The 20,820-nt window shown below is 40.3% G+C and carries 24 protein-coding genes and 1 tRNA gene; 11 read left to right on the top strand and 14 right to left on the bottom strand.

Translation table 11 applies throughout. From position 1 onward, the window contains the following. Window positions 1–124 precede the first annotated feature (124 nt). Entirely contained in the window at window positions 125–673 is a 549-nt protein-coding gene (locus WD019_RS00845; RefSeq protein ID WP_026676034.1) for a peroxiredoxin, read from the bottom strand. A 233-nt stretch (window positions 674–906) separates the two neighbouring features. On the opposite strand from WD019_RS00845, the gene WD019_RS00840 reads away from it, so the two are divergent. Further along, the gene (locus WD019_RS00840) at window positions 907–1,752 is read left to right on the top strand and encodes a mechanosensitive ion channel family protein (RefSeq protein ID WP_425710390.1); all 846 of its coding nucleotides are present in this window, start codon (window positions 907–909) and stop codon (window positions 1,750–1,752) included. A 21-nt stretch (window positions 1,753–1,773) separates the two neighbouring features. Here WD019_RS00840 and WD019_RS00835 read toward each other — a convergent pair whose 3' ends face one another. The 6 genes from WD019_RS00835 to WD019_RS00810 all read right to left on the bottom strand — a co-directional run bounded on the left by WD019_RS00835 (window position 1,774) and on the right by WD019_RS00810 (window position 7,484). Continuing rightward, window positions 1,774–3,075 carry a hemolysin family protein gene (locus WD019_RS00835; protein WP_026676035.1) on the bottom strand — a complete coding sequence of 434 codons (1,302 nt, stop codon included), beginning with the start codon at window positions 3,073–3,075 and terminating at the stop codon, window positions 1,774–1,776. Between the two features lie 97 nt (window positions 3,076–3,172). Next, window positions 3,173–3,418 carry a YkuS family protein gene (locus tag WD019_RS00830; protein WP_026676036.1) on the bottom strand — a complete coding sequence of 82 codons (246 nt, stop codon included), beginning with the start codon at window positions 3,416–3,418 and terminating at the stop codon, window positions 3,173–3,175. Between the two features lie 251 nt (window positions 3,419–3,669). Further along, the gene (locus WD019_RS00825) at window positions 3,670–4,791 is read right to left on the bottom strand and encodes an N-acetyldiaminopimelate deacetylase (RefSeq protein ID WP_425710389.1); all 1,122 of its coding nucleotides are present in this window, start codon (window positions 4,789–4,791) and stop codon (window positions 3,670–3,672) included. A gap of 34 nt (window positions 4,792–4,825) precedes the next feature. Next, window positions 4,826–5,545: a 2,3,4,5-tetrahydropyridine-2,6-dicarboxylate N-acetyltransferase gene (gene dapD, locus WD019_RS00820; protein WP_026676038.1), complete on the bottom strand. Its 720-nt coding sequence runs from the start codon at window positions 5,543–5,545 to the stop codon at window positions 4,826–4,828. Window positions 5,546–5,625: 80 nt separating this feature from the next. Further along, window positions 5,626–6,489: a LysR family transcriptional regulator gene (locus WD019_RS00815; protein ID WP_026676039.1), complete on the bottom strand. Its 864-nt coding sequence runs from the start codon at window positions 6,487–6,489 to the stop codon at window positions 5,626–5,628. A gap of 95 nt (window positions 6,490–6,584) precedes the next feature. After that, window positions 6,585–7,484 (bottom strand): cation diffusion facilitator family transporter, encoded by a 900-nt coding sequence (locus WD019_RS00810; protein WP_026676040.1) that lies wholly within the window; start codon window positions 7,482–7,484, stop codon window positions 6,585–6,587. Window positions 7,485–7,818: 334 nt separating this feature from the next. On the opposite strand from WD019_RS00810, the gene WD019_RS00805 reads away from it, so the two are divergent. After that, window positions 7,819–7,992, top strand: coding sequence for an aspartyl-phosphate phosphatase Spo0E family protein (locus WD019_RS00805; protein ID WP_081412538.1), 174 nt, complete (start codon window positions 7,819–7,821; stop codon window positions 7,990–7,992). A gap of 60 nt (window positions 7,993–8,052) precedes the next feature. Here WD019_RS00805 and WD019_RS00800 read toward each other — a convergent pair whose 3' ends face one another. Together WD019_RS00800 and WD019_RS00795 are read right to left on the bottom strand one after the other, a co-directional pair. Further along, window positions 8,053–8,427 carry a hypothetical protein gene (locus WD019_RS00800; RefSeq protein ID WP_425710388.1) on the bottom strand — a complete coding sequence of 125 codons (375 nt, stop codon included), beginning with the start codon at window positions 8,425–8,427 and terminating at the stop codon, window positions 8,053–8,055. Window positions 8,428–8,512: 85 nt separating this feature from the next. Then, window positions 8,513–8,728 carry a hypothetical protein gene (locus WD019_RS00795; RefSeq protein ID WP_026676042.1) on the bottom strand — a complete coding sequence of 72 codons (216 nt, stop codon included), beginning with the start codon at window positions 8,726–8,728 and terminating at the stop codon, window positions 8,513–8,515. 246 nt (window positions 8,729–8,974) lie between these two features. On the opposite strand from WD019_RS00795, the gene WD019_RS00790 reads away from it, so the two are divergent. After that, a complete protein-coding gene (locus WD019_RS00790) occupies window positions 8,975–10,954 on the top strand; it encodes a transglycosylase domain-containing protein (RefSeq protein WP_051291184.1) in 1,980 nt (659 codons plus the stop codon). A gap of 182 nt (window positions 10,955–11,136) precedes the next feature. Continuing rightward, window positions 11,137–11,931, top strand: a complete 795-nt coding sequence (locus WD019_RS00785) for a hypothetical protein (protein ID WP_425710387.1) — start codon at window positions 11,137–11,139, stop codon at window positions 11,929–11,931. A 471-nt stretch (window positions 11,932–12,402) separates the two neighbouring features. Here WD019_RS00785 and WD019_RS00780 read toward each other — a convergent pair whose 3' ends face one another. Beyond that, on the bottom strand, window positions 12,403–13,503 hold the full coding sequence (locus tag WD019_RS00780) for a CotH kinase family protein (protein WP_425710386.1): 1,101 nt from the start codon (window positions 13,501–13,503) through the stop codon (window positions 12,403–12,405). A gap of 124 nt (window positions 13,504–13,627) precedes the next feature. Between WD019_RS00780 and WD019_RS00775 the strand changes: the two genes are divergently transcribed. Further along, on the top strand, window positions 13,628–13,786 hold the full coding sequence (locus tag WD019_RS00775; RefSeq protein WP_425710385.1) for a hypothetical protein: 159 nt from the start codon (window positions 13,628–13,630) through the stop codon (window positions 13,784–13,786). Between the two features lie 110 nt (window positions 13,787–13,896). Beyond that, window positions 13,897–14,154, top strand: coding sequence for a hypothetical protein (locus tag WD019_RS00770; RefSeq protein WP_154657880.1), 258 nt, complete (start codon window positions 13,897–13,899; stop codon window positions 14,152–14,154). Between the two features lie 330 nt (window positions 14,155–14,484). On the opposite strand, the gene WD019_RS00765 is transcribed toward WD019_RS00770, so the two are convergent. Then, window positions 14,485–14,556 (bottom strand) — tRNA-Val (locus tag WD019_RS00765). Between the two features lie 133 nt (window positions 14,557–14,689). After that, window positions 14,690–15,244, bottom strand: coding sequence for a phosphatidylglycerophosphatase A family protein (locus WD019_RS00760; RefSeq protein WP_425710384.1), 555 nt, complete (start codon window positions 15,242–15,244; stop codon window positions 14,690–14,692). 115 nt (window positions 15,245–15,359) lie between these two features. Between WD019_RS00760 and WD019_RS00755 the strand changes: the two genes are divergently transcribed. The 3 genes from WD019_RS00755 to WD019_RS00745 all read left to right on the top strand — a co-directional run bounded on the left by WD019_RS00755 (window position 15,360) and on the right by WD019_RS00745 (window position 17,173). Further along, on the top strand, window positions 15,360–16,088 hold the full coding sequence (locus tag WD019_RS00755; protein ID WP_026676048.1) for an alpha/beta hydrolase: 729 nt from the start codon (window positions 15,360–15,362) through the stop codon (window positions 16,086–16,088). 132 nt (window positions 16,089–16,220) lie between these two features. After that, complete coding sequence (locus WD019_RS00750) at window positions 16,221–16,733, top strand: 2'-5' RNA ligase family protein (protein ID WP_026676049.1); 513 nt, start codon at window positions 16,221–16,223, stop codon at window positions 16,731–16,733. Between the two features lie 2 nt (window positions 16,734–16,735). After that, window positions 16,736–17,173: a GNAT family N-acetyltransferase gene (locus tag WD019_RS00745; protein WP_026676050.1), complete on the top strand. Its 438-nt coding sequence runs from the start codon at window positions 16,736–16,738 to the stop codon at window positions 17,171–17,173. Window positions 17,174–17,356: 183 nt separating this feature from the next. Here WD019_RS00745 and WD019_RS00740 read toward each other — a convergent pair whose 3' ends face one another. Both WD019_RS00740 and WD019_RS00735 read right to left on the bottom strand, forming a co-directional pair. After that, window positions 17,357–18,250, bottom strand: coding sequence for a hypothetical protein (locus WD019_RS00740; protein ID WP_026676051.1), 894 nt, complete (start codon window positions 18,248–18,250; stop codon window positions 17,357–17,359). A gap of 137 nt (window positions 18,251–18,387) precedes the next feature. Beyond that, entirely contained in the window at window positions 18,388–19,566 is a 1,179-nt protein-coding gene (locus tag WD019_RS00735; protein WP_026676052.1) for a hypothetical protein, read from the bottom strand. Between the two features lie 117 nt (window positions 19,567–19,683). On the opposite strand from WD019_RS00735, the gene WD019_RS00730 reads away from it, so the two are divergent. Then, window positions 19,684–20,652 (top strand): hypothetical protein, encoded by a 969-nt coding sequence (locus tag WD019_RS00730; protein ID WP_026676053.1) that lies wholly within the window; start codon window positions 19,684–19,686, stop codon window positions 20,650–20,652. Then, complete coding sequence (locus tag WD019_RS00725) at window positions 20,649–20,801, top strand: hypothetical protein (RefSeq protein WP_154657881.1); 153 nt, start codon at window positions 20,649–20,651, stop codon at window positions 20,799–20,801. Before WD019_RS00730 ends, WD019_RS00725 begins: the two co-directional genes overlap by 4 nt. Window positions 20,802–20,820: the final 19 nt, after the last annotated feature.

The raw sequence follows: 20,820 nt of genomic DNA, 5'->3' as shown, positions 1-20,820 counted from the left end.
AACCATCTTTTTGCACTGGATTTTTCATTATTTTTTTTGTTGTTAATTTTCCTTTTTTTTCGATAAGGGAGACAAAAAAAAAGAACCTAACTTACTTGTTAGGTCCTTTTCATGTATTTTTCACTTAAACTTCAAGAGTTTTTTGGCCAGGCTTCCAGTTCGCAGGGCAAAGTCCGCCTGTTTGAAGCGCTTGTAACACGCGTAATGTTTCATCCACATCGCGGCCGATATTGTTATGGTTAACAACAGAGTACTTCAATTCACCTTCTGGAGAGATGATGAATAAACCGCGAAGCGCCACACCTTCCTCTTCGATTAAAACACCGTACTTTTTAGATACTTCGTGGTTTGTATCAGCGGCTAACGGATAGTTTAACTCGCCTAATCCGTTCATGTCACGAGGAGTGTTAATCCATGCTTTATGTGTATGGATCGTATCAGTGGAAACACCGATAACTTCTGCATCAAGATCAGCAAATTCTTCGTAACGGTCACTCATTGCCGTAATTTCCGTCGGGCAAACGAAAGTAAAGTCCATTGGGTAGAAGAATAATACCGTCCATTTATCTTCTTTCATAATATCTTCTAAGCTTACTTTGCCGAATTCTTTGTTCGGCATTACTGCATCCATTTCAAAGCGTGGTGCTTGTTTTGCTACCATACGTTCTGCCATGAAAAAATCCCTCCAACAATATTAAAGATTTGATTTACATTAGTCATTATAAAACAAGCTTTCTTTTTAGTCAATGTTAATTAATAATTAATTTAATTTAGGCTAATACTTCCATCAGCACACCTTATAATCTGCCCTTTATCTTAACAGCTTAAACGTCATAAGTGAAATAATTGGATTGTTATCTTACATTCGCTATACTTAGTAAATGAGAATAGATTGGGAGGGTTTAGATGCTTCATGCAATAACAAACATTCAATATGGAGATTTAGCGGTTTCCTCAGGGATATTTATTTTAAAACTGATTGTCATTTTTATTATTTACTCCATCGTAAAAAAAGTCGGTCATTCCATCATTCATACGGCATTTAACAATTTTGCCAAACGTAATGAAATGTCAAAATATCGGGCAAAAACGTTAGAAACATTAATGAACAGTATTTTCGCCTACACTCTTATTTTCATCGTGTTTGTGGCTGTTTTTGGACTGTTTGGCCTTGATATAAGAGGGCTTTTAGCAGGCGCCGGAATTGTTGGCCTTGCCATTGGATTTGGCGCAAAAGATTTAGTCAGTGATATAGTGACAGGATTTTTTATTTTGCTTGAGAAACAGATTGATGTCGGCGATTATATTACAACCGGGTCTTTTTCCGGCATTGTTGAAGAAGTAGAATTACGCACAACGCGGGTTCGCGGATTTGATGGAACTCTCCATTACATCCCGAATCGCTTGATTACAAGTGTTTCTAACCATTCGCGAGGAAATATGCGAGCACTTGTCGACATACAAATTCCATCATCGCCTGAAGTTGAAAATGCGCTTGAAATTATTAAAGAGGAATGCCAGCAGTTGGCTAATAAAATCCCGCATTTATTAGAAGAACCGAAAGTATTAGTCGTTCAGTCAGGGGATTCGGATGATCTTTCTCTTCGAATTTTGGCCAAAACTGAGAACTTGAAGAAATGGTCAGTTGAAAATGCTCTGTATGACCGCCTGAAGCGCCGATTAAAGGAAGAAGGGATTGAAATACCGGAGAAATCTTCGGAAGATCATCCAGATGTGGACTTTGAAGTTTAATTTAGGAAAAGAGAGTTCCTCTTAGGATGAACTCTCTTTTTTTATAGCTTCTACTTCGACTTTCTTTACAGTATGGCCGTCAACTTCGGAAATGGTAAAGCGATAATCTTCGTAATCAATCATTGTCCCTTCCGCAACATCAACCGTCTGAAATAAAATCCAGCCTCCGATTGTGTCCAAATCAGTGTCATCGATATCAAGTCCGAACAAATTATTCACTTCGGAAATTAATACTTTCCCATCTAAAACAACTTTCGTCGGCGAAAGCTTTTGAATGCGCGGCTGTTCGTCTTCATCAAACTCATCCCTGATTTCTCCAACGATTTCTTCTAAAATGTCTTCCGCGGTCACAATCCCGGCGGTTCCCCCGTATTCATCCATCAATACGGCCATGTGAACACGGTCTTTTTGCATTTTAACAAGCAGCCTTTGGATAGGAATCGATTCATGTACCGTTATAATCGGGTGTATATAATCATTTAAATCCCCTTCTGTTTCTGTTACATGTTCATTAAAAAACTGCTTAATGTTAACGAGGCCAATTAAACGGTCTTTATCGCCATCAGCAACCGGATAACGGGTGAACTTTTCCGCCCTCATAATTTCCATGTTTTCTTTAAATGAATTTTGTGTGTACAAACAAACAATTTCCGTTCTCGGTACCATGATTTCTTTAGCCGTCCTGTCATCAAATTCAAAAATTTTGTTCATATAGCGATATTCGGATTGGTTGATTTCACCGCCTTCAAAGCTTTCCGATAAAATAAGGCGCAGCTCTTCTTCCGTCACTACCTTTTCATTCTCATTGGCCGGCTTTACTCCGAACATCCGTGAAAAAAGGTTAGCCGAGCCATTAAGCAAATAAATGAAAGGAAATAAGACATAGTTAAATATGATGAGCGGCCTTGAAACGGACAGGAGAATCGATTCTGCTTTTTGTATGGCAAAGGTTTTGGGAGCCAATTCCCCCAGCACGACATGAATAAATGTAATAAGTGCAAACGAAATAATAAAAGAAATCGTATTTTCAAGTGCATGAGGAACTCTAAATAATTTGATGATCGGATCAATAATTGCCTTTACCGTCGGTTCCCCGAGCCAGCCAAGACCTAATGATGTCATTGTAATTCCAAGTTGGGTAGCTGAAAGATAACCATCAAGATTACCAATAATTTTCTTCGCAGCAATGGCGTCTTTATTCCCCTGTTCGGCCAGCTGCTCAATTCTTGTCCTTCTTGCCCTGACGATCGCAAATTCAGAGGCGACAAAGAAAGCGGTAATAACAATTAGTAAAATAACGATGATGATATTATAGAATTCCATGATCCAGATTCACCCCCTTATCAATGTTTTCCCATTCCTTTTATGTAAATAAACAAGGAGGAACAGCCCTTTTTGGCACTGTTCCTAACTCATTCCCTTATTGCTTTAAATGTTTTTCGACCTCGCTGCATACTTCGTCAGCATTTAAACCGTGAGCGTTTAGGACAGGACCTTTAATTGACGTATTTTGAATGCCCATCATGTTATGATCTAATCCTGTAACGACACAGCAGTCACACCCTTTTGCATCATTTTCATTTCGAAGTTCAACAACTTCATACCCTCTTGCCCGAAGTGCATCTGACACGTTGGTTAATGATTCTTCTACACCAATTCTAGCCATTGTTCCACCTCCTTACCCCAATATCACGATAGCGTTTCCGCTTTTCTGTCTTAATGTAACCAACTGTTTGAGGCTCTATCCAAAGCTTAGTATTAAAAACGGGGCTCCGACTTATAAAATGTCTTTAAACTAAACTTTTGGACATAATCAGAGCAAGCGGTATGAAAAGTGTCTTTTAGAACGGTTCTATCGTCGGAATCTGCGAATTACCGATTCCACTAAAAAAAACGACCGCGGGATGCGGTCGTTTTTTAATGATTGGATTTCCATGTTAAGTATGATACTAAGGTCGATATGGCAACGTCAATCGCGCCTTCATCCGGTTTTAGCTTTGCGTGATGCAGCCCGTATTCACAATCGACACCGAGCCAGAACATGAATCCGGGAATTTCATCGAGAAAGTAACCGAAGTCTTCTCCTGTCATCGCTTCACGGCACTCAATCAAATTGACATTTGTTTCTGTCTGGACAAATTCCATAAATTCACGTGTCAACTTGCTTTCGTTAAACACTTGCCGATAGTTCGCTCCGTAATCAATGAGTGCTTCGCATTCAAATGACGCTTCGATTCCTCTGACCATCGATTCAATGCGCGATTTTACTTTTTCCATTGAAGCAAGCGACAATGTGCGAATCGTTCCTTCAATTCTTGCTTGTTCAGCAATGATGTTTTGTTTCGTCCCGCCCGTAATTTTCCCGATGGTTACGACAGCTGAATCGAGCGGATCTACGTTTCTTGCGACAATCGACTGAAGCTGGGTAACAAGATAACTTGCGGCAACGACCATATCGTTCGCATGATGGGGATAAGCAGCATGTCCGCCCTTCCCTTTTAAATCGATAAAAAGCTCAGAAGTGTTCGCAAATAGGAGGCCTTCCTTCGTTGCTACCGTGCCTACAGGGTATTCAGGGGCAATATGCAATGCAATGATCATATCAGGCTTTAATTGACTGAAAATATCACTCTCCAGCATTGGCTTTGCACCGCCCGGGCCTTCCTCAGCGGGCTGGAAAATAAACAACAGGTTATCGTCAATTGGATGTTCGGCAAAATGAGTTAATACGCCTAAGGCAATCGTCATATGAAGGTCGTGGCCACATGCATGCATTTTCCCTTCATGAAGCGATTTAAAAGCATATGATGTCTCCTCGAAAATGGGCAAACCGTCAATATCCGTCCTGTATCCAATTGTCCGTTTTGGCCGCACGCCATGAACTTTAACAAGTATTCCTGTTTTCCACCTATGGATTTCAAGCCGCTCTTGAGGCAATGTTTTTATATAGTCTAACAGGAATTTTTGTGTTTTAAATTCTTGGAACCCGAGCTCTGGTATTTGATGAAGTTGTCTGCGAATCTCAACAAAAGATGGCATTTTCTTTGAGTCCTTTCAAGAAACCCCGAAATGATTATTCTTCATTTAATTTGCGGAGCTCTTGTTTAATTTCCGTTTTCGATTTCGTTTTCTCATCAATTTGCTTGATCACGCGAGCCGGCGTTCCAGCGACAACCGTATACGGTGGAACGTCTTCGATAACGACTGCACCTGCAGCGACAACCGCTCCTTTTCCTACTGTCACTCCTTCAAGGATGACGCAATTAGCACCAACAACAACGTCGTCTTCTACGACAACCGGTTTTGCTGAAGGCGGTTCAATCACTCCTGCAAGCACGCTTCCTGCGCCAATGTGGCAGTTTTTTCCGACTGTAGCTCGTCCACCAAGCACAACGTTCATATCGATCATCGTGCCTTCACCAATAACTGCACCGATATTAATAGAAGCTCCCATCATAATAACGGCGTTGTTTCCAATCTCCACTTGATCCCGAATAATTGCACCAGGCTCAATGCGTGCATGAATGTTTTTCATGTCTAACAATGGAATCGCAGAATTGCGGCGATCGTTTTCAATGACATAATCTTCAATTTTTCCTTCATTTTCTTTCAACGCCCGTTCGATTTCTTTCCATTCACCGAACAGAACACCAGTATTTCCGTTAATAAATGATTTAGTAGATTCGCCAAATTGAATTCCTTCTAAATCACCTTTAATGTAAACTTTCACAGGAGTCGATTTCGTGCTGTTCGAAATAAAAGCGATAATTTCATTCGCATCCATCATTTTCATGTAAAACCCTCCAATATTCTTATAAAAATTCACTTATGATTGTTATTAAACCATTAATAAGGAAATACGTAAACTATATTTTACTTAAATTCTTTAGCGAGTTGAAGAAACGCCTCTACCTGCTTCAATTCTCGTGCGGATTCTTGGTAAATAAGCCATGTATCCCGTTTCATCGGCTCTTTATCCTCATTGCTTAATGGAATTTTATATACTTCATCCTCCGGCCTTAAACTGACCGAAGGCAAAATGGCGTATCCGATCCCGTGAAGCGCCAGCTGCTTGCATGTTTCAATTTCATCAACGATGATTGTTTTTTGCGGCGTTGTCTGGAAATGACTATGCCACCAGTCCTGTATTTCTTGATAATAGGTTGAGGCGCTTTTAAACTGAATAAATGGTTTATTTGTTTGCGGCAGGTCTTCGATTCTGGAAATGTCGGTATCTACTAAAATAAGCCGATCCTCCAACAAATATGTTTTGATGCCTTTCCACTCCGGATTTCCACGAACAATTCCAACATGTATGCTATCTTCATATATATGCTTCATGATGTCGCTGCTCCATCCGGTAATAAGGGAAATGTTCACATGCGGGTAGAGGTCCACATATTTTTTCAACACGTTCGGAAGCCAATATTGGCCAATGATCGAAGCAACGGCAATCTTCAATGTCCCGTGCACTTCATTCGATAGCATGTTTAATTCATCTAACACTCGTTCCTCATCTTTTAATGTCCGTAGGGCATGCTCTACTATTTTTTCGCCCGCAGGGGTCAGCGATAGCCCTTTTTGCGAACGAATAAAGATTTTCGTCCCCCAATTGTTCTCAATCGTTTGCAGGCGCTGGCTTAATGCAGGTTGTGAAACATATAACCGTTCCGCCGCTTTACGCATATTTAATTCTTCAGCGAGTATTTGCAATATCTTAAATTCAGAAAGCTGCATGAATTCCACCTACTCCAACATAAGTTTTTCTTATCATATATTAATAGTATGATCCAGTTTTCTTATTCATAAAAGAAGATGAAGGAAAAGCAGGATCAGTGATCATCCTGCTTTTCCTTTATATCACATTTTTCAAGCGGTTCTACATGAACTTGAATGCTTTCTACATTATAATGATGTTCTAATTTTTTCTCTATTTCTTCCGTAATTTGATGGCTTTCGATAACATTTAACGTTGGATCCACACGGATGGTTACATCAATTATGGTACGATTCCCATGTTTTCTCGCTTTTAACTCACTGACATCTTCAACGCCATTTACCGCTAATATTTTTCTTTCTATATCTTTTCCTTCTTTATAGTCAAAACCATCTGAAAGATTGTGTGAGGTTTCATAAAAAATATCCCAGCCTGTTTTTAAAATGACCATTGATACGGCGATTGCGGCGAGAGGATCAAGCCACGGAAGGCCGAACTGTGAACCGAAAATGCCGACTGCCGCAGCTAAACTGACAAAACTATCAGAGCGGTTATCAAGGGCTGCCGCTTTTAACCCCTGGCTACCCGTTACTTTCGCAAGTTTTGAATTGATGACATAAACCGCAAACATCACTATGGCCCCTCCAATTGCCACAATTGCTGTTAAAGTAGACGGAGTGCGCAAGGCAGGGTTAAAAATGCTTTTAACCGCAGAAATCAATACTTCAAGGCCAATAAAAACCATAATAAAAGATGATGCCATTGAAGCAATCGTTTCAGCCCGAAGGTGACCGTAAGGATGGTCTTCATCCGCCGGTTTTCGTGAAATCTTTAATCCGATTAGAACTAAAACAGAAGCAATGATATCAGTTGTATTATTCAAACCGTCTGCGACAAGCGCTTTTGACGAATAGATAATTCCGATGGCCAATTTTACGATCGATAAAAATATATACGCACCTAAACTAAGATATACACCTCGTTCAACCTTTTGATAGGTTATCTGATCTCCCATAAATGTCTCCTCTCAAGAAAATCATATAAATATCATATCGTTCGAAATGATAATGAGTCCAGAGCAACCTTTTTCCCCAGAGGAAACATTTGTATATGTTTGAACACCTTCATTAGCGAAAATGCCAAATTTCATTAGATATTGTCAAAAAGAAAGAATAACCGTCACTCTGGCAAGTTTTGGTTTCGTCGAATCTTATCAATCCAGCACAGAAAAATCATTCAAATTTTGTCGGGTTATTAGAAGTTTCGACGAAAGGCTTTTCTTCTCGAACATTATGTAGCATAATGAATTTTGGTCAAGGACAAGTATATTTAAATCGGAGGTCTTATAATTGTTAACCACATATATCGAGTTTAAACGGAAGCAAATGATAGATACGGCCAGAACACACGGCCTGTCCGACCAACTGACGATTCGATACAGCCAAGAATTAGACAGGCTCCTCGATCTATACGAGTTACAACAGAGAAAACTAAAAATGGTAACAAACAAACGCATTTCTTAAACAAGATAAGGCATCCTCTATGTACTAGAGGGTGCCTTATAAATTAAGTACTAGCGATCGCTATCTTCCAGGAAAGTCGAATACTTTTGCATTCCTTGAATCGTTTTCTTCCACTACTTCTCTGACACTGCTGCTTGTTCTTCTCCTCCTATCCGTGTCCCTTCTTTTTTCTCTTCTTGCTGCTTCTCTATCTTCATCCATTAAGTGCCTGAATTTTTTAATCATCTTACCAAATTGACGGTCATCAATGATTCCTGCAGCAAGAAGATAACAAGCAAAGGCATAGGCGATGGCGTTCGTTTCAACATTCACATTGACATCGACATCAACATCCGAGTTGCCGCTATGATTTACAGCCGATGTATTTTTGATATAAACGTTTTCTTCAACTAGCTCTCCACGTATATCATTACGTTTTCTTTTCAAAGGATCCAAATCCGTTAAACCTCCATTATTAATATAGAAAAGGATACTAACAACGTTGTGTTAATATCCCTATTCTTCTATCAGATGGTTACATTTAATCGCGGTTACGGCGACTGCGGCTGCGATTTCGATTGCGGATTTCATCTTCAATATCAATATTAATATTTACATACGAATTGCCGCTGTTTCGAATAATCGCCCGGTTGCTGTTACGATCGTAAATGTCATTCGCGACATCTACAGTGTCGTTTACATTAACCTCTTCATTGCGACGATCGCCATCATACCAATCATCTTCATAATTGGACATTTAAGAATCCCCCTTAAGGCAAATATTAAGGCTTTTACAGCCTCAATATAACTTATTCATAGAGAAAAATTTTGTTTGGACGAGTACATATAGATAAATGTTGTATTTTAAAAACAAGTACTTTCCTTTCCAAAATGATAGGCGTTATGTATGATTAATAAATAACTTAAAGTAGATTTCCTCTACTTACCATTTTCTAATCAAGTGATTTGATAGTATGATACAAGCAGCGATGAGGTGATATAAATGGAACAAGTACAAACAACCGAATCCAGGTTGAATCGCAGGCTTAAGTTAAAATATGAAAATAAACATAAACGAAAGAAACTTAAAACGATCGCTATTCTAGCGGCGGCCATTCTTGCTTTATTGTTTTTAATCGTTAACATCTGTATTTGGACGCGCGACATTAGCAAATTAGACTATGCCGTTGCAAAGCCGTTACTCATTTATGACAAAAATGGCCAGCTTGCAAGCAAAATGATCGGCAGATCCGAAGGGGTTACGTTTGACAATATTCCAAAATCGATGATCCATGCGATTGTGGCAACAGAAGACCGCGATTTTTATAAACATCATGGAATCGATTATACCGGTATTATGCGGGCTATGGTGCGTAATGCAATGGCAGGAAGAGTGGTCCAGGGGGGAAGTACGATCACACAGCAGCTTGCAAAAAATGTGTTTTTAACAAACGACCGAACATTCAGCAGGAAATTTAAGGAAATCTTTTATACAAAAAAGATTGAACGAACCTATTCGAAAGATAAAATTCTTGAGTTGTACCTTAATTCGGTCTATTTCGGCAACGGCGCCTGGGGGATTAAAAGTGCCGCTAATACGTATTTTGGAAAAGACGTGAAGGATTTAACCATCAGTGAATCGGCAATGCTAGCCGGGTTGGTCAAAGCTCCGAGTTATTATTCGCCGATCAGTCATTATAAGCAAGCAATCGAGCGAAGAAATGTCGTTCTCTCATTAATGAAAGAACAAGGCTACTTGACGCAAACCGAATATAATCAAGCAAAAGCCGAAAAAATTGCCCTGCATAAAAAGACCCCGGGTAAAAATGTAGAGAACTACCCGTATTATGTTGACTATGTCATTCAAGAGGCTGAAAAACGATACGGTATTTCCAAGGAAGAAATTTTGTCTGGCAAATATACGATTTATACATCGCTTGATCCTAAGCTGCAAAAAGCAATGGAAAATGTGTATGAGAATCGTTCGATGTTCCCCGGCAGCACCTCAAATGAAATGGTGCAAAGCGGCGGAGTCTTTATCAATCCGAAAACAGGAGGAATTTCCGCACTTGTCGGAGGAAGAGGAACACATACATTCCTTGGCTTTAACCGGGCTACACAGTTAAAACGCCAACCCGGCTCTACAATAAAGCCGCTATCCGTTTACACTCCAGCACTTGAGGACGGATATGGCCCTTATTCCACCCTGCAAGATAAACCCGTTGACTTTAATGGGTATAAGCCCAAAAATGCCGATTTATCCTACCGCGGTGAAGTCACGATGTATCAAGCTGTAGCAAAATCGTTAAATGTGCCGGCTGTCTGGCTGTTAAATAAAATCGGCCTTGATAAAGGTTATGAGAAAGTAAAAGAATTTGGCATCCCAGTAACAGAAAAAGACCGTAACTTAAGCCTGGCATTAGGTGGATTATATGAAGGAACTTCCCCGCTTAAAATGGCACAAGCATACAGTGCTTTTGCCAATAACGGAAAAATGGAAGAGGCTCATGCGATTGTCGCGATTAAAGACCGCGACGGCAAAATTATTGAAAAATGGGAAAAGAATGAGACAAAAGTCATGAAACCAAAAACGGCTCAACTTATGACGTACTTACTTCAAGGTGTAATTAAAGAAGGAACTGGCGTTAATGCAAATATTCCAGGCATGGACATCGCTGGAAAAACAGGTTCCACTCAAGTGGAAAATGGGGACATCCGCGGAACGAAGGACCACTGGTTTGTTGGATATACACCAAACATTGTCGGGGCATTCTGGCTCGGCTACGACAACCCTGACAAAAAGCAAAATTATTTAACATCGTCCAGTACACAAACCCTTCCGCCATTGTTTAAGGAAATTTTACGTGAAGCAAACGTTCCGGAAAACACAAGTGATTTTAAATTGCCGCTAGCGGAAAAAGAATTGAAAAAACATCCGAAAAAGCAATCCGCATGGGATTCGTTCGTGGATTGGCTATTTTAAACGACAGGCTGCTGCTCATTTTTTTATGACGGCAGCCTGTTTTTAATAGATTCTGTGCGTTTTCATTACCGACAAACGTATAATTTTGAAAAAGATAGACTAATAACGTAGTACTTTGTCCTCCCATGATACATAACATGTAGCATCAGGTGTTTATATATCTTTATGAGGAGGAACCATTTGTGAATAAAAGAATGTCAAAAAATATTCTTCATCCTTTAGTTGGTTGCAATGTAAAAATTAATCTCGGCGGCCCAGAATCTAAAAAAGGGACATTAATGTGCTGTAAAGACGATCACTGCGTCCTGTTAAGTGAAGACGGTGATGTATTATACTACCAGCATGAGCATATAAAGAGCGTCACAAAACATTCTCAAGATTACTCTGGATACGATAACGGCACTTCCTATATCGACTGCGATTCTTTCCACACGATATGCAAAAATATGAAATATAAATGGGTTAAAATTAACCGCGGTGGCCCTGAAAGCGTTGAAGGTGTCATAACACACATTCATGATGATCACCTGGTTCTTGTTGTTAAAGAAGAAGTCATTTATGTGCCAATTTACCACATCCAAAGCTTAAATGAAATCGAGAAAAAAGATGATGATAAATCCAGCGGCAAGTCTAGCGGCAACGGAAGAAGCAGCAATAAAGGAAGCGGCAATCGAAGAAGTGGCGGCGGACGCAGCGGTAATCGAAGAAGCGACGGCAGACGCAGCGGTAATCGAAGAAGTGACGGCAGACGTACAGGCAACAGAAGAAGTGATAGCAGGCGCACAGGTGAAAGGCGAAGCGACGGCGGACGTAGAAGAAGTTTCTCAGAAGTTCATGAAGCTGTCAAAAAAGCTCACGTATCCGGTACACATCGATATATGTTTAGAGATCCGGAAGAAAGCAGCTCAAAGCGATCAATGCGTTCATGGGGAGGCAAAAACGACCCAAGTAAAGCATGGATCACGAGAATGTGCTAGTACTCATATAAACCAGGTTGTAAGAAGGGCATCTTATCATCATTTTAAAATTTAACCGCAAAGGAGCCCTTCTTACAGCTACATTTTCCAAGTCAATGGATACAAGGTGGGATTACGATAGATTTAAATCCATACATGTTTTGTAAACAGGAGAATAAAAGACTAAGCTGACACCTTATACCGCGAATCAAACCCTATATGGATTAAGGAACCAGGACCTTCCTCTAAAGCCACCCAATGTTTCGCTTGCCGCACTCTTGAAGAACAATTAAGAAAGTTCATCGATCAACTCATCGTCCTCGACCCTGGCAGTGATAGCCGCAAAATCGGCAAACTCGAAAAAATAATTGGCAACTCTATTGAATTGACACTGGCTCGAGGCGAAACGGTCATTCTTAATTTACACCATATTAAGTCAATTCACATTCCTTAATGGCAGAACTCCATCATTTGGCGATGGAGTTTTACGTTTTAATCCAATTCTAATAAATGCTGTTTCAAATATCGATTTCGCTGTTTAATATACTGTGAAATGACATGCCGCTCTTTTTCAAAACGGCCTGAATATTTGCCTTTATACGGGTCTTGATCGACATATGGCCGTAATTGATCGTACATCATATTTATCACTGGCATTAATTGTTCTAAGGTAAATTGATGATTTAAAATTTTTCTCATCAACATTTTATATTGTTTTCGGAAAGCCGGAACGTCCAGGATTCTTGCGGTTAGCGTATTATAGCCTTCGATCGGGATATAATCATAGGCTAACATCCGGCCGTGGATATCCCTTCCCCATGTTGCGTCATAATCCCATGGAATAAGCTCAAACAACCCTGTTTCTCTCGGATAATACAAAGCGTAATTATGAATAAACCCGTCAAAATTTTGTGTGCAAACAACGCCGGCCAACCAGCGCAAATATTTGTCCACATTCACATGCTTAATGATTTCCTTGCCGAATTGGGCTTGCGGCACTGTATTGATTTTATAGATGAATTGCTTTAGTTTTTCATCATCTTCTTTTGTACCGTATTTCCGGCTATAGCCCGAATCGAAGGAGTCCTTTACATCGTTATCGATAGGGCTAATGAGGGAAAAGTTCGCATCATCATTCTCAGCGTAATAAATCGCCCCATCCGGCAAACCTTTTTGTTTTAAGAAATAGCGGTCGACGGATTCCAGCCGCAAGTATATCCCCTGAAATTCATCATTGATCTCGAGAAGGATATGATTGGCTTCAGGCGCCAGACAGCCAATCATCTGGAAGAAATGAAAGGATAGTTTATTTCGAATAAAGGAGTGGTCGATGTATTCCGCATTCAAATGAAATTCTTTTTCCCCTGAAAACATATCCGGCTTTACATATGTGCACTGATAAGATTTTTTAGGCAGTTTTCGAATATGGGCTCCACGATAACTGATCATAATTTTCATTTTGTCGATTCGGCTGTTGCTGATCGATAAATTAGCGGGAACTGGCCGGTCAGACGATACATCTTTATTTAACGCTTTAACATTCTTCTCTTCAATACGAATCGAATACAACGGAAGTTTTCTTTTTGATTGCATCCTATCTTTCCTTTTTTGTTTTCATATATATGCTGCCATTCTATTCAATACGACACCGATAATACAGTCCAATGCATTACAACGTGCCTTTTTTCACAAAATACCTTCAAGGAGGACTACTAAAATGAAAAACATCAAAAATCAATACTCACCGGCTCAAGGTAATGGTTATTCTGGTGAAAATAAAATTTCCAGAAACCGTATTCCGGCAAAAGTGGAGAAAGCCTTTGAAGAACGTGCCGCTATTGAAGGTGACGGAATCGCTGCAAAACGTCCACAATAATGAGGAAGAGCGGAATCGGCTACGCGACGATTCTGAGCATTTCTTTTGGTCCCAACTATTTCATTTTTTGCATATACTGGCATAAGACCATTTTGAAAGGGAGAGAAAAAATGAACGATTCCGTTGTTCGACAATGGTTTTCCCCGGCTTTCCCATTTCCGATCTCCCCCACTCCCCCGACGGTAGCAGATTGGTGGCTGTGGAGCACCGGTTTTCCGATGGAGCCATTATATTTAACATACGAAGAGCTCAAAGCGATGATCGGAGCATCACCGCATGCTGCCCCTATGTCATTTCCCGGACAGGATCCACAATTCCCGCCAATTGCAAGGAACGGTTCTGAAGTTGCGGATGTTGGACGCGAGTAGGAAGGAAGACACGATGGTTTTTACGAAGAACGGATACGGAAGCAACGAATTGCCTTCGGACAATAATTACTCTAGTTTAGACAATACATTCAGCAAATTGGAAATAAAATACGGTGTTCGGACAATAATTTGGGTAGTTTGGAAAATAGAACACAGAGTTTGGACAATACATTCGTTAGTTTAGAAAATAAAACTCGTATTTTTGGGTTTTCTGAAACGATAGAAACGTTTAAAAGTGGTTCTCAGCCTAATATAAAAGAAATGGAAGACTGAATTTTCGTTTTGCTAAATAAAAAGCACTTTGCTTTAAGCAAAGTGCTATAATAGGAATGAGCCGTACTGGGTTCGAACCAGTGACCTCCACCCTGTCAAGGTGGCATTCTCCCGCTGAACTAACGGCTCATGATTAACTATGTATTCTTTTGTATCGGACAAGTTTTATTATATATGGCTTAATGAATTTTTGCAAGAGTTTTTTATAAAAAAATTAAACCCCAACTGCCCAACCCTGATAGGATCAGGCAGCTCACGCTTTTTAGCCGATTTTCTCTTCCTGATCATGCTTGCGTATTTCCTCTAAAGACAGCCTTTCTTCCTTATCCCTGAGCCGGTGAGCTAATCTACTCGACGCATTTGCCGCAATGCTTCCAACTAAATCATCTAAAAACGTATGCACTCTATTGGTTGTTTTCGTATCAAGGCTGCGAATGATTCCGGTCTTATATTTATCGAGATAACCAAACGTAGTCACCGCTATGCTTCCATAGCCAAAGACGGCGCCTAAGGCGATCGTTTCATCCACGCCAAAAAGCCCTTCATCTGTTTCAATTATGGATTGCAGCGGCTCTGAAAGCTTCCTTTCTTCGGCAAGTTTGTCAAGCTCAATGCCGACCAATAAGGCATGTTGGATTTCTCGTTTCATCAGAACAGCCTCAACGCTTTCAATACATTCTTCCATCGTCAAATTCGGTGAAAACGGCGCCTGCATTTCATAAACAATTTCGGCAATATCCGTTACTTTCACACCACGCTCAGCTAATAATGTTCTTGCAGCAATTTCTACTTCACGACTAGAAATACGCTTTCTCATCTAACTCACCTCTATATCAGTATTTTCGACGGATGGTGCTATTTTTTCCATTATAGCATTTATGATACAATGAAACGGCAAACAACACTCGACTTTTGACAATTGGGGGATTTGAATGGCTACCATAAATGGCGAAATAAAAGAACAAATGATCTACAGCAATACATTAAAAGAAGAAATCCGGCTGTTGATCTACTATCCTGAAAACTATTCTCCTTTATATAAATATCCTGTACTTATTGCCCAGGACGGCCAGGATTATTTTCGACTCGGGAAGCTTGCGAGCACGGCAGATGAACTCATTCGCCAAAAAGAAATTGAGGAATTAATCATCGTTGCAGTTGATCATAATCGCGGCAAAGATCGTCCAGCCAAATACCACCCTGAAGGGGAGAAACATGAAAGCTATTTGCGGTTTCTCGCTTTTGAACTCGTTCCATTCATCAATGAACATTTCGCTACGTATTTGCTTGGAGCCGGATTTGGCTTAATGGGCGACTCCCTTGGCGGCTATGTTGCTCTTAAAGCCGGACTTCTCTTCCCGAGAACGTTTGGCAAATTAATTTTACAATCACCTTTTATTGACAATGACATCATACATATGGCCGAGACTGCGAACACGTTGGATCTACTTACGATTTATCATTCGATTGGCGATGAGGAGCATCAGTTTAAAAGCCCCGCGGGAGGCATTAAAGATTTTTTAACACCGAACAGAACATTACATTCTGTCCTTTCTAATAAGCAGCTTGAGTATCGCTATACTGAATTTAACGGTAATCATCTTTGGGCAAACTGGCAGAAAGACCTTTATCCCGCGTTAAAATTTTGTTACGGATTATAGCCAAACTGGGAAACTGTAGGAATATTTGCTATACTAATAAAAAGCAGCAGCAGTATTTATGAACTTCGTAGCGATTTTTGCCCACTATAAAGTCGCCGCTCGCTTTTAGCATAATGCAAAGGAGGAAATTATATGAGATATGGTATCGTTATTTTCCCATCAAAAGAGCTGCAAGAAAAAGTGAATTCTTATCGAAAACGTTATGACCCGCACTATGCATGGATTGCTGCACATATTACGCTAAAGGAAAGCTTTGATGCATCTGACTCAGAAATTGATAATATCGTTGACTACATCGAAAGAATCACCAAAAATGTTCCTCCATTTGAAATTACGATTGAAAAGGTTGGTTCCTTCCATCCCGTAAACAATGTTATTTATTTAAAAGTGAACGATGGGCATGATTTACGTGCATTGCATGATGCCTTTTATTCAGGCCCACTAGAAAATGAAGAGCGCTATAATTTTGTGCCTCATTTAACATTGGCTCAAAAATTATCCGATATTGAACATGCGGATGTGTTGGAACGCTTAAAAATGCTCGATATCAGGCACCAGGAAGTAGTTGAAAGCATCCATTTGCTAAGAAAGTCCGAAAAAGGCAACTGGTTACCTTATCGAGAGTTTAAGCTGGGAGGAAAGTAACCATGAAATTTTCCATTGTAACAACATCTGATAGCGCTTACAAAGATGCGCTCGAAGTCCGGAAAGAAGTTTTCGTACAAGAGCAAAATGTGCCTGAAGAACTTGAAATTGATGAACGTGAAGCGGAGTCTCTCCATTTTGTCCTTTATGATGAGGATAAACCCGTTGGCGCTGCAAGGCTGCGCCCTATAGATGACGGCGCTAAAGTAGAGCGTGTCTGCATTCTTAAGTCATACCGAAATAAAAATCTCGGTGCGTTAATGATGAGGCACATGGAGCAGGTCGCAGTGAAAAACCAATATCCTGCACTTCTATTATATGCACAAGTACAGGCAAAAGATTTTTACAAAAAATTGGGATATGATCTCATCTCAGAAGAAACCTTTCTTGATGCGGATATACCCCATGTTGCCATGAAAAAAGTATTAGGAACATCTTGAATGATGTTTCTAATACTTTTTTTCAATCATCCTGTTCAAAAAGGAGGACAAACAGGACGGAGGAGTTCACGGCGGCGCAGCTTTGAGTAGCGGAACGTATACATTTAATACGTGAGCAACGGAATAGCAAGCCAACAAAGAAATCCGACCGTAATGTTTCCCGGACTTTTTGAACATCCTCTGTTAAAAGTTTACAGCGATGTGATTCACCGCCTTCACCTTATATTGTTGCTTGTTATAAAAGACAAAGGCTTCTACGATAATGTTGTGATCGATATCTTTTTTAAATGGGATCTGGAAATCTTGAACAGCTAAAGATTCACCCGGTAAAATCTTCGTTTCCTGGATAGGGCATATCCATATTTCTCCTCGTTCTTTTGCCGCATTCGCCCATTCATTATCCATGAACATCCATCCAAAATTCGCCAGCTGATCGCTATTGGCAGTATGAAGTTCTGGAGAGAATATTTTTCCTTTTAAGATGCATGCTTCCTCCGGCTGAAAACGAAAACAGATGTATGGATTTTCAAGCGGCTGAATGCCCGTATTCTCCATATGGAAAGAACCTTTAATGATCCCGGTCCGATTTTCGTTAAATATGACCGAACTATTGAAATAACAAATGCTGTTAAAATCTGCTTTTTCAACTAACGTGCCCGATCCATTTTCCGGAAAGTTCAGTAACGTGCGATCCACATTTTTTCTCAAATTCAACCTTTTTTCAAGACCCTTTATCCGTTGTTGGTACGATTCAAGAAGTTGATCCTTTTCGTTGATTTCAACCTGAATCTTGCTAAGCAAATCTTCGTAATCTAATATTCGTTGTTCATGGTTCACTTTTTTCGCTTCATTTAACTGGCTATATACGTTTTCTAACTCCACTTTTAACTTTTGAATTTCCATTTCCTTTTCTTCAAGTTCTTTTTCTCGCGAGGCAGCCTTCAATTCGGATTGCAGACGTTCGATCGTCTCTTCAGCAAATACAAGCTTCCTTTCAAGATCAAGCGTTTTTTCCTGGTAATACTGCGTTCGTGAAATTAAGCGGTCATAGCTCAAACGCTCTTTTTGAGAATTCATCCCGATTCCCCCTTCAACATAGGCTCCCATCATTATATTATGTATGTAAAATGCATTCGTTCATTTTTATTTCATTTATTTTTATGAAAAAGAGCGAGATGCACCTCCCGCTCTTTTCACTCTTCAGATCATTTCATTTATGGTTGTGGTTTAAATTTAATATCTTCAAATGTTACACAATCTGACACGGTTAAATTACCTTCTTCTACACTGACAATTCCAGATTCAAATACGGTGACTCCACGATCGTTAATTAATTGTAGCTGGAATAAATCACCTGACTTGCTGTCTACTGCCGCAAAGTTAAAGTCGAATTCTTCCCCATCTCCCAACCTTCCGGTACCGGAAATGGTTAACTTAAGTCCGCCTTTAAATTCTTCGCAGCATAATGTTTCTTGATCAAAGTCGGTAGCTGTAAATGTAAAATTCTTTTGGCCGTCGCTCGTATCAAGATCTTCGAAAGTAAAGCGCAATGAGCTGTCATGAATGCTGCAATTCGGGCAAATGTCAGCAAGAACTGCCAATCGTCCTCTTTCCGATGCGTTTTCACCCGTCATCCCATTAGCTTCCCCGCTTGCTGCACAATCACAATTCGGTCTTGGGAAAATTCCCGGACATTGTTCAGGGAAGCTGATATCTGGGCAAACATCATTATCTTCAACAGATGATACTAAGTCATTGCTTCTTGGCGTACAGAATTTAGCGAGTACTTCGAGTTTAACCTCAGCTTCTACTTGAATGTCGATGCAAAATGTCACTTCGATCGTAAAGTGCGATGGACATGGTGAATTTAATAGAACGGTTCCTGTCGGGATTTTGCAAAGGATTTTCGTAATTCTGCAGAAGAGATCTGTTCCATCCGGGAAACAAAGCACAAATGATTCTAAGACTGAAGCGTTCACCAGAATATCTGTAACAATTTCTCCATGCCGGTCAACCACTTCTATAATGACATCTGATGTGAACAACAATTCAACAAGCTGGGCATCTGCAAAGCCGCCATTTACTGCAACTGTTACATCTCTTTTTTCCCCGATTTGCTCACAATTAAAATGTTCGGAGACGCATTTATGGTGATGATCGTTGCTTAATGGGAAGGCAGGTGGAGTTCTTGGCGTTTTACACTTAATTCTTAGCGGGCGGCGGCCAGGGTCTTCCATCGCCTCTTCGATCCTTCTCATTTCTTCATGGGAGAAAGCGATTCTTTTTGTCACCGAAAGTGTATCCGTCACCCAGTCGTACACTTTCTGCACTCGTATACACTCATCCTGAAGGGAATTCGCAGCCTTCGGGATCGGTTTATGGTGTTTTCCCATTGTGTCCCTTCCTTTCCTCATCATGATCTGAAGATTCCATACATACTATGGGAATACAATAGGTTATGACACCAGAAAACTCGCCTATTTTTCGGGTAAATCAAGGGAGGATAACTTGTGGGGATCATCTATTGGAACAACAAAAAACTAGAGGATCTGAATCATGGTGAACTCGAACAATTGCTATTGCTCTCTCCTTACTGGGGACTTGCGCTGGACAGGAAACAAAATGAGCTATTCGGTGGGCTTAAAGGATTAAAAATAGGCATTATTGGTTTATCGGCTAACCAGCTCAACCGGTTGAAGATGTTGCTTGAACATACGGAAATTCAATTAACAGAGAAGCTCCAAGACGATTGTGATCAACGCTTATTTATCGAAGTGATCGATCAATATCCTACCCCGCTAGCTATTCGGACGGCTGATCAAAAGCTCATCTACATACAGCCCGCCTTGCAAACAGAACTGCCTATTCAACGGAGCATTCATAAAAATATTAACGTAAAGCGAAAGTCCGGGCCGATTACCATTTTCATACCGCCAAAGTATGAATCCTACCTTTGTGAATGGAATGCCTACATCCTTATCCAATCCGCTCTCCGTTCCGAATTCAGGTCCCTTTCAAATGTTGATCGCAAGACATATTCACTACTTGTCCGCCGTGTGCTGATGAAAGTAAACCCTTACTTTGCAAAACTATTAACCATTCCGGCCATCGAAGAGGCGGCTCCTATGGCAAATAGAAATAAGACTGAAAAACAAATGAATTGGCCGGCGTTTCCTCCGTTTGACGAGTTCAAAACTCAACCATCAACGCCGCCAAAATCGGCTAAGGCTAGTTCTTTTGAATATTCCTATTCCACGAAAAGAAGCCAGAGTCTTGTAAAAAATCCAACAAACGATAACCCTATTAATCCATTTAAGCGCCATGAAGCGAATAATAAAACTTCGCCCATCTCGCCATTTTCCAGGGCACCGAATAAATCAACAACCGTCATCAACCCATTTCTTCCGAGAAGGTACACCCAGCCCCGCTCTCAAGAATATGATAACAGTACGTTCAATAGGAGGAGAGATGAATCTTGAAAAAAAGTAACATCCACGAACTATACCGAGAAGTAAAACGAAGGAAAACTAAAGAAGCGGCTGCAAAAAAAACATTGTTCACCCCGAAAAAAAAGAAAGGCTGCAAAAATTGCGGCAAAGTGACGTGGAAACCGAATAAAGCGCAATAAAACATTAAGACCACTTCCA

The sequence above is a fragment of the Fictibacillus sp. Mic-4 genome (genome assembly GCF_049843615.1).
Taxonomy (GTDB): Bacteria; Bacillota; Bacilli; order Bacillales; family Fictibacillaceae; genus Fictibacillus_A; species Fictibacillus_A gelatini.
Note: the sequence above shows the minus strand (reverse complement) of the source record. Positions and strands in the feature narration are given on the sequence as shown.